At 73.4% G+C, this 18,920-nt stretch carries 15 protein-coding genes and 1 tRNA gene; 6 read left to right on the top strand and 10 right to left on the bottom strand.

The features are described from left to right. Positions 1–136: 136 nt before the first annotated feature. From ACFY2K_RS28120 to ACFY2K_RS28130, 3 genes are read right to left on the bottom strand one after another with little or no spacing between them, the layout of a single operon-like run. Positions 137–1,117, bottom strand: a complete 981-nt coding sequence (locus ACFY2K_RS28120) for an ABC transporter permease (RefSeq protein ID WP_387715081.1) — start codon at positions 1,115–1,117, stop codon at positions 137–139. Next, a complete protein-coding gene (locus ACFY2K_RS28125; protein WP_375889061.1) occupies positions 1,104–2,147 on the bottom strand; it encodes an ABC transporter ATP-binding protein in 1,044 nt (347 codons plus the stop codon). Before ACFY2K_RS28125 ends, ACFY2K_RS28120 begins: the two co-directional genes overlap by 14 nt. Before the next feature lie 3 nt (positions 2,148–2,150). Beyond that, a complete protein-coding gene (locus ACFY2K_RS28130; protein ID WP_380588786.1) occupies positions 2,151–3,476 on the bottom strand; it encodes an outer membrane lipoprotein carrier protein LolA in 1,326 nt (441 codons plus the stop codon). Between the two features lie 181 nt (positions 3,477–3,657). Here ACFY2K_RS28130 and ACFY2K_RS28135 point away from each other — a divergent pair, with 181 nt between their 5' ends. After that, a complete protein-coding gene (locus ACFY2K_RS28135; RefSeq protein ID WP_387715085.1) occupies positions 3,658–6,264 on the top strand; it encodes a bifunctional FO biosynthesis protein CofGH in 2,607 nt (868 codons plus the stop codon). Between the two features lie 281 nt (positions 6,265–6,545). Further along, positions 6,546–7,661, top strand: coding sequence for an ADP-ribosylglycohydrolase family protein (locus ACFY2K_RS28140; protein WP_375889069.1), 1,116 nt, complete (start codon positions 6,546–6,548; stop codon positions 7,659–7,661). Between the two features lie 188 nt (positions 7,662–7,849). On the opposite strand, the gene ACFY2K_RS28145 is transcribed toward ACFY2K_RS28140, so the two are convergent. From ACFY2K_RS28145 to ACFY2K_RS28155, 3 genes are all read right to left on the bottom strand, one after another. Next, positions 7,850–8,059, bottom strand: coding sequence for a DUF397 domain-containing protein (locus ACFY2K_RS28145; protein WP_350505095.1), 210 nt, complete (start codon positions 8,057–8,059; stop codon positions 7,850–7,852). Further along, the gene (locus tag ACFY2K_RS28150; protein WP_375889071.1) at positions 8,056–8,919 is read right to left on the bottom strand and encodes a helix-turn-helix domain-containing protein; all 864 of its coding nucleotides are present in this window, start codon (positions 8,917–8,919) and stop codon (positions 8,056–8,058) included. Before ACFY2K_RS28150 ends, ACFY2K_RS28145 begins: the two co-directional genes overlap by 4 nt. Before the next feature lie 596 nt (positions 8,920–9,515). Continuing rightward, complete coding sequence (locus ACFY2K_RS28155; protein WP_375889073.1) at positions 9,516–10,268, bottom strand: GPP34 family phosphoprotein; 753 nt, start codon at positions 10,266–10,268, stop codon at positions 9,516–9,518. 297 nt (positions 10,269–10,565) lie between these two features. Here ACFY2K_RS28155 and ACFY2K_RS28160 point away from each other — a divergent pair, with 297 nt between their 5' ends. Further along, positions 10,566–12,983 (top strand): D-alanyl-D-alanine carboxypeptidase family protein, encoded by a 2,418-nt coding sequence (locus ACFY2K_RS28160; RefSeq protein WP_387715090.1) that lies wholly within the window; start codon positions 10,566–10,568, stop codon positions 12,981–12,983. A 146-nt stretch (positions 12,984–13,129) separates the two neighbouring features. Beyond that, positions 13,130–13,202: transfer RNA gene (locus ACFY2K_RS28165), tRNA-Arg, on the top strand. Positions 13,203–13,311: 109 nt separating this feature from the next. On the opposite strand, the gene ACFY2K_RS28170 is transcribed toward ACFY2K_RS28165, so the two are convergent. Continuing rightward, entirely contained in the window at positions 13,312–14,115 is an 804-nt protein-coding gene (locus ACFY2K_RS28170) for a phosphatase PAP2 family protein (RefSeq protein WP_375892772.1), read from the bottom strand. 425 nt (positions 14,116–14,540) lie between these two features. Here ACFY2K_RS28170 and ACFY2K_RS28175 point away from each other — a divergent pair, with 425 nt between their 5' ends. Beyond that, the gene (locus ACFY2K_RS28175; RefSeq protein ID WP_375892770.1) at positions 14,541–15,527 is read left to right on the top strand and encodes a sigma-70 family RNA polymerase sigma factor; all 987 of its coding nucleotides are present in this window, start codon (positions 14,541–14,543) and stop codon (positions 15,525–15,527) included. Positions 15,528–15,663: 136 nt separating this feature from the next. Then, a complete protein-coding gene (locus ACFY2K_RS28180) occupies positions 15,664–15,993 on the top strand; it encodes a hypothetical protein (protein WP_387715094.1) in 330 nt (109 codons plus the stop codon). Positions 15,994–16,001: 8 nt separating this feature from the next. Here the strand turns inward: ACFY2K_RS28180 and mscL are convergent, their stop codons facing one another. From mscL to ACFY2K_RS28195, 3 genes are all read right to left on the bottom strand, one after another. Next, entirely contained in the window at positions 16,002–16,418 is a 417-nt protein-coding gene (mscL, locus tag ACFY2K_RS28185) for a large conductance mechanosensitive channel protein MscL (protein ID WP_375892768.1), read from the bottom strand. Between the two features lie 571 nt (positions 16,419–16,989). Further along, positions 16,990–17,331, bottom strand: coding sequence for an FmdB family zinc ribbon protein (locus tag ACFY2K_RS28190; protein WP_380524055.1), 342 nt, complete (start codon positions 17,329–17,331; stop codon positions 16,990–16,992). Positions 17,332–17,457: 126 nt separating this feature from the next. After that, the gene (locus ACFY2K_RS28195) at positions 17,458–18,834 is read right to left on the bottom strand and encodes an MFS transporter (protein ID WP_387715098.1); all 1,377 of its coding nucleotides are present in this window, start codon (positions 18,832–18,834) and stop codon (positions 17,458–17,460) included. Between the last annotated feature and the right edge of the window lie 86 nt (positions 18,835–18,920).

Below are 18,920 nucleotides of genomic sequence, written 5' to 3' on the forward strand. Positions count from 1 at the left end.
GGCCGCGGCTCTGGGCCCCGGGGGGGGGGGGGGGGGGGCCGCCGGGGGGCGGGGGGGGGGGGGGGGGGGGGGGGGGGGGGGGGGGGGCCCGGGGGCGCCCCCCCCCCCCCCCCGGCGGGGGCGGCGAAGGAACCCGTCAGGCGCTGATGTCGCGGCTGGTGAACCGGGCCCAGGCCGCCGAGCCGAACACGGCGACGTAGGCGGCCTGGAGGCCGAGGTCCTTCCACACGCCGTCCCAGTACATCGGCTCGCGCAGCAGGTCCGAGAAGCTCGTCCAGTAGTGGGTGAACAGGAACGGCCGGACCGCGTCCAGCTGCGGGAAGGCGTCCAGGATCTGCACCGTGATCACCAGCCCGACGGTCGCGGCCATCGCCGCGATGCCGCTGCCGGTGAGGGTGGAGACGAACAGCCCGATCGCCACCAGCCCGGCCAGCGAGGCGGCGACCACCCCGGCCACCAGCACCGCCCGCAGCAGGGCGTCGCCGAAGCCGATGGTGTCCCCGGAGATCAGGGTGACCTCGCCGAGCGGGAACAGGGCGGCGCCGGCGGCCAGCGCCGTCACCGCGACCGCCGCGGTGGCGGCCAGGCAGAACACCAGCGCGGCGGTGAACTTGGCGGCCAGCAGCCTGGTCCGCCCGGCGGGGGCGACCAGCAGGTAGCGCAGCGTCCCGGTGGCCGCCTCGCCCGCCACCGAGTCCCCGGCGACCACGCCGACCGTCATCGGCAGGAAGACCGGCAGCGCCACCGCCAGCGCGGTGAACACCAGGAACAGGCCGTTCTGGGTGGTCTGCGCGATGAAGCTCGGCGCGCCGCCGCCACCGCCGTGCGGACTGTCGGTGTTGAGCTTGACGATCACCCCGATCAGGACCGGCAGCGCCGCCAGGATGCCCAGCAGCACCTTGGTGCGCATCCGGCGGAAGGTCAGGTGCAGTTCGTTGCGGAACAGCGCCAGGAACCCGGACGCGGTCTGCGGCCGCCGCCCGGCCACCAGCACCGTCCCGCCCACCGTCGTCCCGCCCGCCGTCGACCGGCCCGCCGTCGACCCGCCCGCGGCCGCTCCGCCCGTGGCGGCTCCGGCCGTAGCCGTCCCGCCCGCCGAAGCCTCAGCCCGCGACATCGAAACCCTCCCCGGTCAGCGCCACGAAGGCGTCCTCCAACGTGCCCCGCTCCAGCCCGAACCCGTGCACCCGGACCCCGGCCTCCACCAGCGCCGCGCACAGCTTGGGCAGCGCCTCGTCGCCGCTCGCGCCCAGCTCGCCGTCGACCCGGCCCTCGCCGGGCACCAGCGCGCCCACCTGGTGGGCGGCCAGCACCTCGGCGGCCTGCGCCACGTCGGGGGTGCGGACCACCAGCCGGCCCTGGGCCCGGGCGGCCAGCTCGGCCACGGTGCCCTGGACGACCAGCCGGCCCCGGGACATCACGGCCGCGTGGGTGCAGACCTGCTCGATCTCGTCCAGCAGGTGCGAGGAGAGGAACACCGTGGTGCCCTCCGCCGCGACCTCCCGCACCAGCGCCCGGATCTCCCGCATGCCCTGCGGGTCCAGCCCGTTGGTCGGCTCGTCCAGCACCAGCAGCTCGCGCGGCTGCAACAGCGCCGCGGCCAGGCCCAGCCGCTGCTTCATGCCGAGCGAGTAGGCGCGGGCCTTCTTCCCGGCGGCGGCGCTCAGGCCGACCCGCTCCAGCGCCGTCCCGACCCGCTGCCGGCGGGTGCGCGGGTCGGCGGTCGGGTCGGCGGCGTCGAAGCGGACCAGGTTGTCCCGGCCGGAGAGGAAGCCGTACAGCGCCGGGCCCTCGATCAGCGCGCCCACCCGGGGCAGCACGGTGGCGACGGACTGCGGCATCGACTCGCCGAGCACGGTGGCCGTGCCGGAGGTGGGGGCGATCAGGCCCATCAGCATCCGGATGGTGGTGGTCTTGCCGGAGCCGTTGGGGCCGAGGAAGCCGAACACGGAGCCGCGCGGCACGGCCAGGTCCAGGCCGTCGACGGCGAGTTGGCCGCCGCGGAAGCGCTTGGTCAGGCCGCGGGTCCTGATCACGTCGTCGGTACGGGGGGCCTCGGGAGCGGAAGGAACGGGGGCCGGGCGCGACGCGGCGCCCGGACCCCCGGCCGACTCCGTAACGTCCCCCGTTACGGGAGCCTCGGTCATCCGTCAGTTCACCCCGGCGGCGTGCTGGAGGACCGGCAGGGTCACCGCACCGGCGAAGACCCGGCCGTCGTCGGTGAGCAGGACGTTGACGACCTTGGTGCTGATCAGGGTGCCGCCGCCGACCGGCTTGCCGAGCGACTTCACCAGCGCCTGCGGGTTCATCGACCGGCTCTGGTGCTTGCCCTGCTTGCCGTCGCCCTGCTTGCCGTCGCTCTGCGGGCCGCCGAAGGGCGCCCCGGTGCTGCTGGGCAGCTGGGTGGAGACCACGGCCGTCCAGCCCTCGCCGATCACGTTCACGCCGTCGTGGCCCTTGGCCCGCTCGCCCGCCGGGCCCTGCCCGCCGGCGGCGCCCTGGGCGCCCTGGTCGCGGGAGCCGTGCGCGCCCTGGGCCGCCGCGTCCGCCTTCTGCTCCGTCACCTTGGCGCCCTTGGGCACGGTGAAGTCGAAGGTCTTGGCGGCGGGCTTGGCGAAGGACACGTCGGTGAAGTGCACGTCCAGCACGGTGGAGCCGTCGGTGGACTTCACCACCACCGCGAGCGGCACCCCGTTGTCGGCCGCCACCGAGATCCGCACCTCGGAGATCGTCGAGCCGGCCTGGGTCGGCTTGACGCTCAGCCGGTAGGCCTTCTGCCCGGCCACGTCGGCCGTTCCGTCGACGGTGACGGAAGTGGTGCCGGCGCTCCCGGTCAGGAACTGCTTCGCGGCCTCCTGCGGGGTGGTCGGCACCCCGGTGAGCGGGCCCTTCGGCTTCCCGGCGGGATCGGCGTGATCGGCGGGACCGGCGTGCCCGCCCGGACGCCCGGTCAGGTGCAGGGCGGTGTTGGTCGAGCTGTCCCAGGCCCAGCTCTGGTCGCCGTTGCGGACCAGGGTGTAGCCGGCCATGTTCTCCATCAGGTCGACCCGCTGACGGTCCGGGCCGTCCACCGCGACCCGCAGCGTCCGGTCCCCGCCGAGCAGGCCGAGCAGCTTGGCCTGCGGGTCCGCGCCCGCGCCGCCCCCGTCGCTCCCGCCGCCGTGTCCGGCCGCCGCGCCGAGGCCGCCCGCGGCCGCGCCCAGCAGCTGGCTGGGCACCCCGAGGTCGGTGGAGACGGAGACCGTCCCGGACAGGGTCTGGGCGTCCGAGCCGAGCACCTTGGCCACCACCTGCTCGGCGGACAGCTGCGGCAGGTCCGGTGGCGAGTCGGCGGCCAGCGCCGGCACCAGCCCGACCCCGGCGGCGATCGCCGCGACCACCGCCACCGGCACCCCGACCCGCACCAGGGTGCGCCGCCGTGAGCGGTACGGCACCCCGCCGTCCGAACGGTCTTCCCCCGCCGTCCCATTGGTCATGGCGTCCTCAACTCCTCTACGAACCCGTGCGATTGGCCCTGCACCTCCATTAGAGGCCGGTACCGCCGCCACGTCATCGCCCTGCAGGGGCACTTCGAGGTGAACCTGGCGGGTACGCCGACCCTGAGACGGCCTCAGGGTTGGGTCATCCCGTCGTACCACCCTGGCGTAGGGTCGCGCCATGGACGGAACCGCAACGGACGCAAGCAACCCTCCGACCGCGAACGCCATGCGGCGCGCCCTGCGCCGCGCCCGGGACGGCGTGGCCCTCGACCCGACCGAGGCCGCCGTCCTGCTCCAGGCCAGAGGCGAGGACCTGCGCGACCTGTGCGCGAGCGCCGCCCGGGTGCGCGACGCCGGCCTGGAGGCGGCCGGCCGTCCCGGCGTCATCACCTACTCCAAGAGCGTGTTCATCCCGCTCACCCGGCTCTGCCGCGACAAGTGCCACTACTGCACCTTCGCCACCGTCCCCGGCAAGCTGCGCCGGGCCGGGCACGGGATGTTCATGTCCCCGGACGAGGTGCTGGAGGTGGCCCGGCGCGGAGCCGAACTCGGGTGCAAGGAAGCCCTGATCACCCTCGGCGACAAGCCCGAGGACCGCTGGCCCGAGGCCCGCGAGTGGCTGGACGCGCACGGCTACGACGACACCATCGCCTACGTCCGGGCCATGTCCATCCGGATCCTGGAGGAGACCGGCCTGCTGCCGCACCTCAACCCCGGGGTGCTGAGCTGGACGGACTTCCAGCGCCTCAAGCCCGTCTCCGCCTCGATGGGCATGATGCTGGAGACCACCGCCACCCGGCTGTGGAGCGAGCCCGGCGGCCCGCACTTCGGGTCCCCGGACAAGGAACCCGCCGTCCGGCTGCGGGTGCTGGAGGACGCGGGCCGCAGCTCCGTCCCCTTCACCAGCGGCCTGCTGATCGGCATCGGCGAGACCCACCAGGAGCGCGCCGAGGGGCTGTTCGCGCTGCGCAAGGTCTCCCGGGCCTACCACGGCGTCCAGGAACTGATCCTGCAGAACTTCCGGGCCAAGCCGGACACCGCGATGCGCGGCATGCCCGACGCCGAACTGGACGAACTGGTCGCCACGGTGGCCGTCGCCCGGCACCTGCTCGGCCCGACCGCCTGCCTCCAGGCGCCGCCGAACCTGGTCGACGGCGAGTACGAGCGGCTGATCGCCGCGGGCATCGACGACTGGGGCGGCGTCTCCCCGCTCACCCCGGACCACGTCAACCCCGAGCGCCCCTGGCCGCAGATCGACCGCCTCGCCGAGCGCTCCGCCGCGGCCGGCTTCGAACTGCGTGAGCGCCTCGCCGTCTACCCCGAGTACGTGCTGCGCGGCGAACCCTGGCTGGACCCGCGGGTGCTGCCGCACGTCCGCGCCCTGGCCGACCCGGCCACCGGCCTGGCCGACCCGGACGCGGCCGTCCTGGGCCGCCCCTGGCAGGAGCCCGAGGACCTGCCCGAGTCGTACGGCCGGACCGACCTGCACACCGCCGTCGACACCGAGGGCCGCACCGGCGACCGCCGGGCCGACTTCGAGGACGTGTACGGCGACTGGGAGGTGCTGCGCGAGCAGGTGCTGGCCAAGGGCGCGCCCGAGCGCCTCGCCGGGGACCTGCGCGAGGCGCTGGCGGTGGCCGCCGACGACCCGACGAAGCTCACCGACGACCACGCGCTGGCGCTCTTCCACGCCGACGGCCCGGCCCTGGACGCCCTGTGCCGGATCGCCGACGACGTCCGCAAGGCGGCGGTCGGCGAGGAGGTCACCTACTGCGTCACCCGGAACATCAACTTCACCAACGTCTGCTACACCGGCTGCCGCTTCTGCGCCTTCGCCCAGCGCCGCACCGACGCCGACGCCTACACCCTCTCCCTGGAACAGGTCGCCGAACGGGCCGCCCAGGCCTGGGAGGTGGGCGCCACCGAGGTGTGCATGCAGGGCGGCATCCACCCGGACCTGCCCGGCACCGCCTACTTCGACATCGCCCGCGCGGTGAAGGAGCGGGTCCCCGGCATCCACGTGCACGCCTTCTCCCCGATGGAGGTGGTCAACGGGGCCACCAGGACGGGCCTGTCGATCCGCGACTGGCTGCAGCGGGCCAAGGAGTCCGGCCTGGACACCATCCCCGGCACCGCCGCCGAGATCCTCGACGACGAGGTCCGCTGGGTGCTCACCAAGGGCAAGCTGCCGGCCGCGACCTGGGTCGAGGTGGTCAGCACCGCGCACGAGCTGGGCATCCGCTCCTCGTCCACCATGATGTACGGGCACGTGGACACCCCCGCGCACTGGCTCGGGCACCTGCGGCTGCTCGCCGAGATCCAGCAACGCTCGCTCGAATCCAACAGCGGTGGCGGCTTCACCGAGTTCGTCACCCTCCCGTTCATCCACACCAACGCCCCGGTCTACCTGGCCGGCATCGCCCGCCCCGGCCCGACCGCCCGGGACAACCGCGCCGTGGTCGCGATGGCCCGGCTGCTGCTGCACCCGCACATCCCCAACATCCAGACCAGCTGGGTCAAGCTGGGCGCCGAGGGCGCGGCCGAGATGCTCCGCTCCGGTGCCAACGACCTCGGCGGCACGCTGATGGAGGAGACCATCTCGCGGATGGCCGGCTCGGCGTACGGCAGCTACAAGTCGGTGCGCGACCTCCAGGCGATCGCCGAGGCCGCCGGCCGCCCGCACCGCCAGCGCACCACCCTCTACGGCGAGGTGCCCGCCGAGCGGCGGGCGGCGGCGCTCGCCTCGGACGGGCACCTGCCGGAGCTGCTGCCGGTCCTGGACTGAGGCCGGGCGCCGGGAACCCCGACCCCCGGCCGCCGTACGGGCGGCGGCCGGGCGGGACCGTACGGTCGGGGGACCGGGCGCGGCAGGGGCCGTGCGGGTAGGGACCGTACCGGCGGGGGCCGGGCAGTGGCCGGGCGGGGGCCGGGCGGGGCCGGGCAGGGGCGGCGGACTCCGTGGGACGCCGTCCTTCCGTTCGAACCTTCGAAGTACAGTGCCAGGGCGCGTCGGCGGCCGTGGTGTCGCACGCGGCCCCCGACCCCGACGAAAGGCGCCCCGTCGTGATGCCACTGTGGTCACGAGCCCAGCAGCAGGACTTCCGCAGCCGGGTGCGCGGCTGCCTGCTCGGCGGTGCCATCGGTGACGCGCTCGGCGCCGGCGTCGAGTTCGAGCACCTGGAGAAGATCCGGGCCCAGCACGGCCCGCAGGGCGTCACCGGCTACCTCCCCGCCTACGGGCGCACCGGCGCCGTCACCGACGACACCCAGCTCAGCCTGTTCACCGTGGACGGCCTGATCCGCGCCCACATCCGGCGCGACACCGGCAGCTGGCACCCGCCCACCGACCTGCACCTGGCCTACCTGCGCTGGGCCGCCACCCAGCGCGACTGGGGCCCGGACGAGCGCCGCCCCGACCTCGGCTGGCTCGGCCGCGAGGAGTGGCTGTACGCCCAGCGCGCCCCCGGCCAGGGCTGCCTGACCGGCCTCACCGGCCCGGACGGCGAGCGCCTCGGCACCCTGGACCGGCCCAAGAACCCGCACTCCAAGGGCTGCGGCACGGTGGTGCGGGCGGCGCCCTTCGGGCTGCTCACCACCTGGGAGCCGGGCCTGGTGTTCCAACTCGCGGTGGAGTGCTCGGTGCTCACCCACGGCCACCCCACCGGCTACCTCGCGGCGGGCGCCTTCGCGGTGATCGTCCAGGCCGTCGCCCGCGGCGGCACCCTGGAGGAGGGCGTGCACCTGGCACTGGCCCTGCTCTCCGAGCGGCACGCCCACGAGGAGACCACCGCCGCGCTGCGCGCCGCACTGGACGCGGTCCGGGCCGGCGAGCCGTCCGCCGAGCGGGTCGAGGCCCTGGGGGAGGGCTGGGTCGCCGAGGAGGCGCTGGCCATCGGGGTCTACTGCGCGCTGGTCGCCCACGACGTCCGCTCGGGCCTGCTGCTGGCCGTCAACCACTCCGGGGACAGCGACTCCACCGGTTCGATATGCGGCAACCTGCTCGGGGTGCTGCACGGCGACACCGCGCTGCCGCCGGGCCTGGTGGCCGGGCTGGAGGGGCGCGGCGCGATCCTCGAACTCGCCGACGACTTCGCCCTGGAGCTGATGCACGGCACCGAACTGCACGACCGGCAGAGCCCGGAGGGGGCCGACTGGGCGGTCCGCTACCCGGTGGCGCACTGAACGGCGGCGCTCCGGCCGCCGCCTTCGTGTAGGGCGCCTTGGTGAAGGGCGCGTTGGTGAAGGGCGCCTTCGTGAAGGGCGCCTTCGTGAAGGACGGCCCCCGGAACGGCAGTTGCCCGTAGCGCCGACCGCCGCCGCTCGGGGCGACGCACAGCGCTACGGGCAACTGGGCCGAGCACGGATCCCGTTCAGACCTCGCCGAAGGCCCCCGCCGCCGCAGCGGACGCGAAGGCGTTCCAGGCCTGGGTGGAGAAGCGCAGCTGCGGACCGGCCGGGTCCTTGGAGTCCCGGACCGCGACCGCTCCCGCAGCCGGTCCGGCGATCTCCACGCAGGCGCCCTGGCCTCCGCTGTGACTGCTCTTGCGCCAACGGGTTCCGTGCTCGGCGGGGGTGCTCATTCGTGGTATCCCTTTTCGATGTCGGCTATCAGCGACCGGCTCTCCGCGACACCGAGTGCGGCCGCTCTCAGGTAGTCGTACAGACCGGTATAGCGGCGCACATCGGTCTCCTTCTCCAGGTAGAGATCGCTCGTCACACCTTCGAAGTAGACAACCGTGGAATCGGCTGACTCCGGGAACTCCAGCAGGGAGAATGTCCCGGTCATACCGGGGTGGGCGCCGTGCGAGAACGGGATCACCTGGATGGTGATGTTCGGGCGCAGGCTCAGCTCCAGCATCTGCCGCAGCTGGCGGGCCATGATCTCGCGACTGCCGACCTCGCGGCGCAGCGCCGCCTCGTCTATGACGGTCCACAGGCTGCCGAGCTGGTTCTCGCCGTGGACGCGCTCCTGGCGCTTCATCCGCACCTGGACCCGGCGCTGCACCGCGATCGCGTCGGTGTCCGGCTGGGTGCCCTCGACCACCGCCTGCGCGTACTGCTCGGTCTGCAACAGGCCGGGGATGAAGGAGGACTCGTAGGCACGGATCGAGGAGGCCTCGGCCTCCAGCCCGATGTAGACGCTGTACGGGGTCGGCATGTCGTTGAAGTCGTGCCACCAGCCGCGCTGGCGGGACTCCTTGGCCATCTCCATCAGGCTGCCGCGCATCTGCTCGTCGGCCACGTTGTACACGTCGCAGAGGTCGCGCACGTCGCGCTGGCTGATGCTGCGGCGGCCGTTCTCCAGGCGGCTGATCTTCGACTGGGAGACCATCAGGCGGCCGGCCACCTCCTCCGCCGTCATCCCCAGGCCCTCGCGGAGTTTGCGCAGCTCGGAGCCGAGGCGTCGGCGGCGCACGGTGGGATTGATGTTCGCGGACACGTCGACCTCCGGCCGAACCTCTGGTGATCGTTGGAACGGCAGCCCTCGGAACACTTCGGACATTGGGACCAACCCCCCTGACTTGGAGCAGCATGTCACCTTGGGCCAGGTCGGCGCCGGGGAATCACAGCAGCGCGGTAGAACAGATCATCGGAAAAGCGCGTCTGTGAGACAGCGGAAGCCCCCAGGTGGTAATGCGGCTCGGCGACTCGAACCGGTAGTTGCGGCGGGCCCCCACGGGCCTGCGGGAACGGCAGAGGGGCGGTCGCCGGGCGACTTGCGTCGCGGGGCGACCGCCCCTCTGTGCTCCTGGTGCTTCTCGTGCTTCCGGTGTGCCCGATGCCTCCGGCGGTGGCGGTGGTGCGGGTGGAACCGGTCGTCCTGGTGGTGCGGAGAAGTGCGAAAGGTCGTTCAGCGCCGCCGAGGGGCGCGAACGGTGCGCCGTGCGCTGCCGGGCGTTCCCTCGGACCTTCCGTCGGACGTGCCGTCGGACGTGCCGTCGGACGTGCCGTCGGATGTGCCGTCCTCCGGGGCGTCGTCAGGGTCGTCGGACGTGCCGCCCGGGTCGTCGCCCGGTACGGGTCCGGCGGCCCGGGTCAGCGCACCCCGACCCGCGGCGCGGGGACCCGCCCGCCCGGGGACCGGCCCGTGGCACGGGCACCGGAGCGACCGGAAGCGGCCCCGGAACCGGCCCCAGGGCCCTGGGATGAACGGTTCTGCTGCGCCGGCAGGCCGTTCTGCACGTCCATCACGGCATGCGCGACCATCCCGCCCAACGGGTCGTACCGGATCAGGTCGCGCAGCCGCGACCGTGAGGACCGGCCCTCGTTGCCCGGGTACAGGTGCTTGCCCAGCCCCACCGAGTGGGCGAGGGCCGCCAGCGCGGCCGTCCGCGGGTCCGGCGGCACGCCGGTGCGGATCGCGGTGTCCAGCCGCTGCTTGATCGCGGCGTTGGTGCAGTCGTCGGACGCCTGGTACCGGGTCGTCGGCAGCACCCCGCACACCTGCCCCGGCACGGCCGTGACCATGCCGCAGCGCTCCAGGTGCGCCAGGTACGTCTGCCGCAGCCCCAGCCGGGGCCCGCCGATCCAGTGCGCCGCGCGGACCGGACTGCCGCGTCGGCGCAGCAGTTCCAGTGCGTGGTCGAGGGTCGGGTCACCGGTCGGTCGTGCGAGCACGACGGCGATCCGGTCACCCTCCGGTACGATCCGTCCGGCCAGGGACAGCTCGACGAGCTGGGCCCCGGCGAGTCCGAGGTCGAGGGTCTGCGGCTGCGCCGTGGTACCCGTGGTCGGGTCCAAAGCGAGCAGCAAGAGTTCCTCGGGAACAGTTCTGCGGCTCTTGCCCATCCAAGCCTCCCCGCGTGGATGAGAGACAGGGTGACGCCTCTCACACGGGCTTGTCGAGTACGCCTCCGAATCGTGACCTTGCGGTGAAGGCGCGGAACCGGCGGCCTCGGGCCCGGCGTCTGACCCTTGAACAGACCGCGTTGCGGCCGTGCGGCGGCAATAAGCCCCGGTCGGGCGGGGTGTGCGCGGCCGGACGGCCGTCGGTGGCGGAGACTGTACAGGTACACGGGGCGGGGCGTCGGCTTCCCGAAATCGGGTCTGCCGGTGCCCCGCCGGGCGTTGAGGAGGCTGGGATACGTGGGCGAGTCCCCCGACAGGGTGCTGAGGGACGGCGAGCGGGAGCGGGACCGCGAGCGCGAACGGAAGGGCGAACGGGAGGGTGCGGCGGCTGCCGGGGCGTCAGCCGGGGCCGTCCGGTCCTCGGCCGACGCCTCGACCGAGGCCTCGACCGAGGCCGCCGCCGACGCGTCCGCTGACGCCTCGCCCGCCGCTGGCACCGCTGCCGACACCGCCGCCGGCACCTCGGCCGACTCCTCCGTGGACGGGCCGAAGGCGGGCACCAAGGGCGGCCCGACGGTGGAGCTCCGTGTCCGGGATGTGGACAGTCGGACGACCATGCTGCGGCTGCCGACGGACGACCGCACCACCGCCCTGCGGCTGCCGGTGGACAACCGGACCACCGCGCTGCGCCTGCCGGAAGAGCTGCGCAAGCGCGCGGACGAGGGCGGTTCCGGCGGCGGCGCGCAGAAGGAGAAGGACGCGCCGGAGACCGACGGTGAGAAGGGGAGCGCCGAGCGGACGCCCGTCGCCGACCCGCGTCTCGCCATCCGGACCACCGCGGCGGCGGAGCCGGTCGGCAAGGTCGGCAAGGCCGACGAGGCCGGCACGGCGGACGAAGCCGACGAGGCCGACGAAGCCGACGGGCCCGATGAGGCGGCGAAGGCCGAGAAGCCGGCGGAGGCCGAGAAGCCGGAGAAGGCCGACGCGCCCGAGACCCCCGGGGCTTCCGAGACCTCCAAGGCCTCCGAGACCCCCGACGCCACCGCGCCCGTCGCACTGACCGGGAACGGGCAGCCCGGTCAGCGCTCGGGCGGGGCGGGGCAGTCGGGCCGGTCCGAGAATCTGGAGAAGCCCGCCCCGCTCCGCACCCCCGCGGCCCCGGCGGCGCCGCCCGCCGCCGGCAGCGTCCCCGAGCCCCCGGAGCCCGCTCCGCTGCCGGAGCCGGACCCGGCCCCCGAACCGCTGCCCCGGCCGGCCCCGAAGCCGGCCCCCACCCCCGCCCCCGCGCCGACACCGCTGCCCGAGCCGGACCGGCGGCCGGTGCCGCCCGTCCCGCCGCTGCCCCGGCCCGAGCCGCTGCCCTCCCAGCAGGTGCCGCCGCGGCCGGAGCCCCGGCCGACTCCGGAGCCCCAGCCCCAGCCCCAGCCCTCGCCGGAGAACACCGCCGAGGCGATGGAGGTGCTCGCCACCCTCAACGCCCGCCCGGTCTCGCCGCTGCGCCGCGCGCTCAAGCGGGTCACCATCTGGACGGCCTTCCTGGCCGTGGTGCTCGGCGTGCTCGTGGTGGGCCAGCTGCTGCGCCCGCTGCCGGACCCGAAGCTGCGGATGACGACCGCGGGCAGTTTCAGCTTCGCCGGCGACCAGTTGGACCTCGCCTGGCCGGCCAAGGGCCAGTCCGCCGCCGAGGTGGTCGGCGTCGGAAGCCTGGGCACCTCGGGTCAGGAGGCGCCGGCCTCGATCGCCAGCGTCACCAAGGTGATGAACGCCTACCTGATCCTGCAGAAGTTCCCGCTCAAGAAGGGGGAGAGCGGCCCCAAGATCAAGGTGGACAAGCAGGCCGCCCAGGAGTCCGGCAACGCCGACGAGTCCCGCGTGACGCTCGTCGAGAACCAGGAGCTCACCGAGTACCAGGCGCTGGAACTGCTGATGCTGCCGTCCGCCAACAACGTGGCCCGGCTGCTCGCCCGCTTCCACTCCGGCTCCGAGGACGCGTTCGTCAAGCAGATGAACGACACCGCGGCCAAGTTCGGCATGACCAACACCACCTACGCCGACCCGGCGGGCTACAACGCGGACACCAAGTCCACCGCGAAGGACCAGCTCAAGCTGGCCGAGCAGGTCATGCAGGACGACATCTTCCGGCAGATCGTCTCCACCCCGGACACCACGTTCAACAACGTGAAGATCTCCAACACCAACAACCTGATCAACCCGAAGACCGGCGTCATCGGCGTCAAGACCGGTTCCAGCACCCCGGCCGGCGGCTGCCTGATGTGGGCCGCCTACAAGGAGATCGGCGGTGTGAAGCGGCTGATCCTCGGCGTCACCCTGGGCCAGCAGGCCACCAGCCCGAACCCCGGTGACGGCATCCTGCCGACCGTGCTCAAGGTCAGCGGCAAGCAGATCCAGGCCGCCCAGAACGGGCTGACCGGCCAGACCGTGGTGAAGAAGGGCGACGTGGTCGCCAGCGTGGACGACGGCCTCGGCGGCAAGGTCTCGGTCGTCGCCACCAACGACCTCGTGGTGCCCGGCTTCCCGGGCGTCACCGGCACCGTCACCCTGGACCCGTCCGCCCTGGGCCACAACGAGAAGGCGGGCAAGGAGGTCGGCACGCTGCGCGTGGGCGCGGGCGACAGCCGGACGGAGGTCCGGGTGGCCCTCCAGAGCGACCTGAACCCGCCGTCCATCGAGTCCCGCCTGCTGCGCCTGCTCTGACCGTCCCGGCGCGGGGGGAGCCGGCCCGCCCGGCTCCCCCCGCGCTGTCCCCCCGTCAGACCCCGGCACCCCCGCCTCCCGGTCCGCCACCCCCGGCCGACCCCTGATCCGGTACGCTGTGAACGGCCTGGTCACCGACCGGCCACGCCTCAGTAGCTCAGGGGATAGAGCACGGCTCTCCTAAAGCCGGTGTCGCAGGTTCGAATCCTGCCTGGGGCACATTCAGAACCGCAGTTCGCAGGCCCTCCGCCCACCCCGGGCGGAGGGCCTGCGGCGTTCCCGTCCCTCCGCTCCCTCGGTCCTCCGGCACCGCCCCCTCGGGGCCGGGTCAGCGGAGCGGACCGTCCAACTCGCTCTCCTCCAGCGGCTCGTCGGCCCGCGGCATGCGGACGGACGGCACGATGACCCGCTGGACCCTGGGCCTGGTGCGCCAGTTGACCCGTCGGACGTCCCGGGCCAGGGCTCCCGGCCGCCAGAGTTCGATCACGGCCGTCACGACGCCCAGCACGGCGCCGGCGGCCAGCCAGCCGGCCAGTACGTCGCTGGGCCAGTGCACCCCGAGGGCGGTCCTGGTCCAGCCGATGGTCAGCACCGTCACCGCGGCCACCGCGCAGGCGGCGGTCCGGCCGCGTCGGCCGACCCGGTACCAGACCAGGCCGACCAGGACGGCACAGGTGATCGCCGAGGCCATGGCGTGCCCGGAGGGGAAGGCCGGGCCGCCCGCGTGCGACACCGGGTCGGAGAAGGCGGGCCGCTGCCGGCCGACGGCCAGCTTGAGCGCCCACTGGGCCGCCCAGCCCACCAGCGCCTGGGCGGCCACCCAGCCGGCCAGCACCCGGGCACCGATCAGCAGGAGCCAGGCGGCCGCACAGCCCAGCAGGATACGCATCGTGACCGGGCCGCCGATGTCGGAGAGGGTCTGCACCGCGGCGGTCCAGATCCGGTGATCGCGTGCGTAGGAGTGCAGTCCGCCGATCCAGTCCTGGTCGAACTCGTGCAGGGGGTGCCAGCGGCCCGTCACCAGCGCCGCCAGGAGGCCGAACAGCGCGGCGCAGCCCAGCGCGACCGACGCGTCCCGGAGGAGGCGGCGATGACGCACGGTGACGGGTCTCGTGCTGTTGGTCAGGTGCATGCCTGACACCTTCCCAGTGCGCTGTGCCGATCGGGAGCTGGAGTGATAGCGATTCGGCATCTTTTGTGCGGAGGACCTGCGTGCGCCGGGGGGCGGGCGCGGGCGGAAGTCGAGGGCGCGCGGGAACGTCCACAAGCGTTCGCCTGTTCAACCCATGGGCGACGGTTGCGTGTGCGGTCGGTGAAGAGGCGTTCCACGGGCGGTCGCGAACGGGCACCCGAGGTGCCCGGGCGGTCACCGAGTGTCCAGGACCGGGGTGAAAACCGGCAGGATACTGCATCACGAGGAAGAATCTGAACGACTTGGGAATGTTGTCCGGAATCTGTTCGTTGGATCGTTACGTGTGAGCCCCTGGGGGCCCGCACTTCTTGCCCTCCAGGGGGGCAGGCAGGCAGACCTCGGCAACACCAGCAAAGGGAGCAAGCATGGCCACCCGTGCCGTCGTTCGCGACAGGGCCGACCGGACTCGCGCGGCCCGCCCGACCAACCTTGAGGCCGACCGCGACCTGGTCGGTATGTACCTCGACGAGATCGCCAGGACGCCCCTGCTCGATGCCGCCGAGGAGGTCGAGCTCTCGCTGCGGATCGAGGCCGGTGTGTACGCCCAGCACCTGCTGGAGGAGAGCGAACTCCCCGACGGCCGGCTCCCCGACGGCATCACGCGCGAGGAGCTGGAGACGATAGCCGCCGACGCCGAGCGCGCCAAGGACGTCTTCATCCGCTCGAACCTGCGCCTGGTGGTGGCCGTCGCCCGGCGCTACCCGCGCAGCGGCCTGCCCCTGCTGGACCTCATCCAGGAGGGCAACGCCGGTCTGGTGCGCGCCGTCGAGAAGTTCGACTACGCCAAGGGCTTCAAGTTCTCCACCTACGCGACGTGGTGGATCCGGCAGGCGATCACCCGCTCGATCGCCGACCAGTCCCGCACCATCCGGCTGCCCGTGCACCTGGTCGAGGAACTCGGCCGGATCCGCCGGGTGCAGCGGGAGAAGTCCAAGGAGCTGGGCCGTGAGGCGGAGCCGGCCGAGATCGCGGCCGAGCTGGACACCACCGAGGCCCGGATCAAGGACGTGCTGGACTGGGCGCGGGACCCGGTCAGCCTCAACATGTCGGTCGACGACGAGGGCGAGACCCAGTTCGGCGACCTGGTGGAGGACACCGGGGCGACGTCCCCCGAGGACGCCGTGATGGTGATGCTCCGCCGCGAGGAGCTGGACGGCCTGATCGGGCGGCTGGACGACCGCACCGCCTCGATCATCCGCTCCCGCTACGGCATGGAGGACGGCCGCGAGCGCACCCTCACCGAGGTGGGCAAGCAGCACGGCCTCACCCGTGAGCGGATCCGGCAGATCGAGAAGCACGCCCTGGCCGAGCTCAAGAAGATCGCCGACCACGCGGGCTTCGAGGCCGCCTGACGGCCGGCGGCCGAGGCCGACCACCCGGGCCCGGGTGCGGAGTGCTCCGCACCCGGGTCGGCGCGTGTCGTCGGGAGCCTCGCGAGGCTTCTACGCTGAAAGGACAGGTCGGACCGCGAGCAGGGGAGTGGACGAGATGAGCGAGCAGGAACAAGGGCAGGCGCAGGAACCGGGGCGCGAACAGGGCCAGGGCCGGGCGCGGGGGGGCACCCCCGCCCCTCCCTCCCCCTCCCTCCCACCCTCCGCCTCCACCCCACCCTCCGCCTCCACCCCACCCACCACCACCCCTCCCGCCTCCACCACCTCCACCTCCGCCAAGGCCCGCCTGGTCTTCCGCGACCCGCTGGACCAGCAGTCCAGGGACGACACCGACGCCGGCTGGGGCGATCGCCCCGGGGCGGGTGCCGGCGGTGGGCGGGGGCTGGACTGGTACCTGAGCCAGCGCCCGCCGCACCACGGCGACTGAGGGACTTCCTAGCGCGCCACGACCAGCGCGTCGCGGATCTCGGTCAGCAGTTGGACCTCCTTGGCCTCGGCCTCGGCCGCCACCTCGGCGGCGCTCTTCCGCTTGGCCGCCATCCGGTTCATCGGCACGATCAGCACGAAGTAGACGACGGCGGCGGTGATCAGGAACTGCAGGAGGGCGCTGAGCACCGACCCCCACAGGATGAGGATCCCGGACGTGACCTCACCGGTGGCGCTCACCTCGCAGGGCCCCTTGAGGCAGGAACTGTAGGACGCCAGGTCCTTCGTCCCGAACACGCCGACGATCGGATTGATCACGCCTTTGACGAAGGCGTTGACGATGTTGGTGAAGGCCGCGCCGATGACCACGGCGACGGCGAGTTCGACGACATTTCCACGCAGCAGGAATTCCTTGAAGCCTTTCATGCCGCCTCGAACGACGAAGTCGTCGCCGGGTTACGGGTGATCTTCCGGAAGCCCGGATTGACAACCCGTACGGCCCACGCCGCCGCCCGGGGGCGGTGGCAGCCCGGCCCGCGCGGGCCCGGAGGCGAATGCCGCGGCCGCCGCGAGCAGCACCAGCGCGGGCACCCCGCCCCGCCGTCGGACGGCCCGGCGCCAGCGGTGCCACCCGCCGCAGCCGCGCCGGATCGGCGGGAAGCTCGGCACCTCCCGCCGGGGCGGTACGGAGGGGGCGGGCAGCGGGAGGGGCAAGGTCGTGGTCGTCATCGGGACACCTCCGGAATTAGGTGGGTCTTGCTCGGTGTCCCCTACCTTGCGCGGATGCGCCGTGCCCCGGAAGTCGATTCCCACAGCCTGTGGACAAACCCGCCCCTGTGGACAACTTCGTACACCCGCACGAGTTGTTTCGATTCCGGAAGTTGACGGCGGTGCGCGGAAAGGCCCGCCCGGCGCGCGAAAGACCTGCCGCGACACGCGAAAAGGCCCGCCGTCCCCGCGTGGAGCGGGGCCGACGGGCCTTCCCGTGAGACCGGGGTCAGCCGGCGGCCGGAGCCGGGCTGCTGGACGAGCTGGACGAACTCGACGTGCTCGACGTGCTCGAAGAACCGGACGACGAGCCGGCCGAGCCGGAGCCCGACGACGTCGAGGAGCCGGTCGACGAGCCGGAGGACGATCCGGAGCTCACCGAGCTGCTGGAGGACGAACGGCTGTCGGTCCGGTAGAAGCCCGAGCCCTTGAACACGACGCCCACGGCCGAGAAGACCTTGCGGAGCCGTCCCTGGCAGTCGGGGCACGTGGTCAGCGCCTCGTCGGTGAACTTCTGCACCGCCTCCAGGCCGTTGCCGCACTCGGTGCACTGGTACTGGTACGTGGGCACTTGTCTTCCTCCTGGCACTCTCGCCTGATGAGTGCTAACGATGGTCAATGATGCGGTATTCCGTTGGATCAGTCCAGCGAATCCGGTGTGAGATGAGCCGGTACCGAGTCACCGACGACCGCGCGTTCAGCCCTTCGCGGCACCGACCAGCTGTGCCGCGCCGCCGAGGTCGGCCGAGGAGGCCACCACGCGGCCCGCCCCGCCCGGGGCCACCAGCAGGTGCCGCAGCGACACCAGTGCGATCACACCCAGCCCGGCGCCGACCAGCGGCACCAGGAACCCGGCGGACGGCCCGTGGGCGTCGATCAGCCGCCCGGCCACCATCGAGCCGACCGCCAGGCCCAGGCCGATGGCGCCGGTCAGCCAGGTGAAGGCCTCGGTCTTGGCCCCGTCCTCGACCAGGGTCTCGACGAGGGTGTAGCCGCTGATCAGGGTCGGCGCGATGGCCAGGCCGCAGACCAGCGCGGCGATCGAGAGCGTGACCAGGTTCGGCATCGCCCACAGCGTGGAGCAGCCCGCCACCAGCAGCGCGTAGCTGACCACCATCCGCTGCTGGACGGCCCGCCGCCAGGCGATGACGCCGTAGAGCACGCCCGCGACCATCGAGCCGCCGGCGAAGATTCCGTACACGGTGCCGGCCGCGTCGTGCTGGCCGACCGAGTCGGCGAAGGCGTTCACCGAGACCTGCATGCCGCCGAACACGGCCCCGACCCCGAGGATCACCCCGGCCAGCAGCCGGACGCCGGGGGAGGACAGTGCGGAGGCGCGCCGGACGCCGGGCTCCGGGGTGATCCGGGCGGGTGCGGTGCGGCGCTGGGCGGCGAAGACCAGGCCGCCGACGAAGGTCAGCGCGGCCTCGACGACCAGGGCGGTGGCCGGGTTCACCGAGGTGGCGATGTTGGCGGCCAGGATCGGGCCGATCACGAACGTGAACTCGTCCGTCACGGACTCGAAGGCGAAGGCGGTGCTCACCTTGGCCGACGCGGAGGCGGACGCGCCCTCGGCGCCGATGGTGGCGATCCAGCGGGCCCGGACCATCGCGCCGATCTGCGGAACGCTCGCGCCGGCCGGGACGGCGGCCAGGAACAGGCTCCAGGCGGGCGCGTGGCCGAGCGCCAGCGCGATCAGCAGGCCGACCGAGGCCGCGTGCACCACGACGGTCGGGACGAGGACGGCGGCCTGCCCGTACCGGTCGGCGAGCCGTCCGGTCTGCGGGCCGAGCAGGGCCTGGGCGACGGCGGCGATGGCCGTGACGGTGCCCGCGGTGCCGTAGGAGCCGTGGGTGTCCTTGACCAGGAGCAGGATGCCCATGCTGAGCATCGCGTAGGGCATGCGCGCGATGAAGGCGGGGGCCAGGAAGGTCCAGGCTCCGGGCGTGCGCAGCAGCGCGCCGTACCCGACCTTGGCCGGTGTCGCGGCGTCGGTGGTCGCGCTGTTCGGGGTGCTGTCCGCGGTGTCCGGAGCGCTGTCCGCGGTGGTCTCGACCGTTCGGCGGGCCGTCACGGTCGGTCCTTCCTGCTGCCTGGTAGCGCGGCAGGGCATGGGGTGGCCCCGACGGCGCCGAGAGTCGTCCTCTCGCGCGTCGACCG

The sequence above is a fragment of the Kitasatospora sp. NPDC001309 genome, from assembly GCF_042896295.1.
Classification (GTDB): domain Bacteria; phylum Actinomycetota; class Actinomycetes; order Streptomycetales; family Streptomycetaceae; genus Kitasatospora.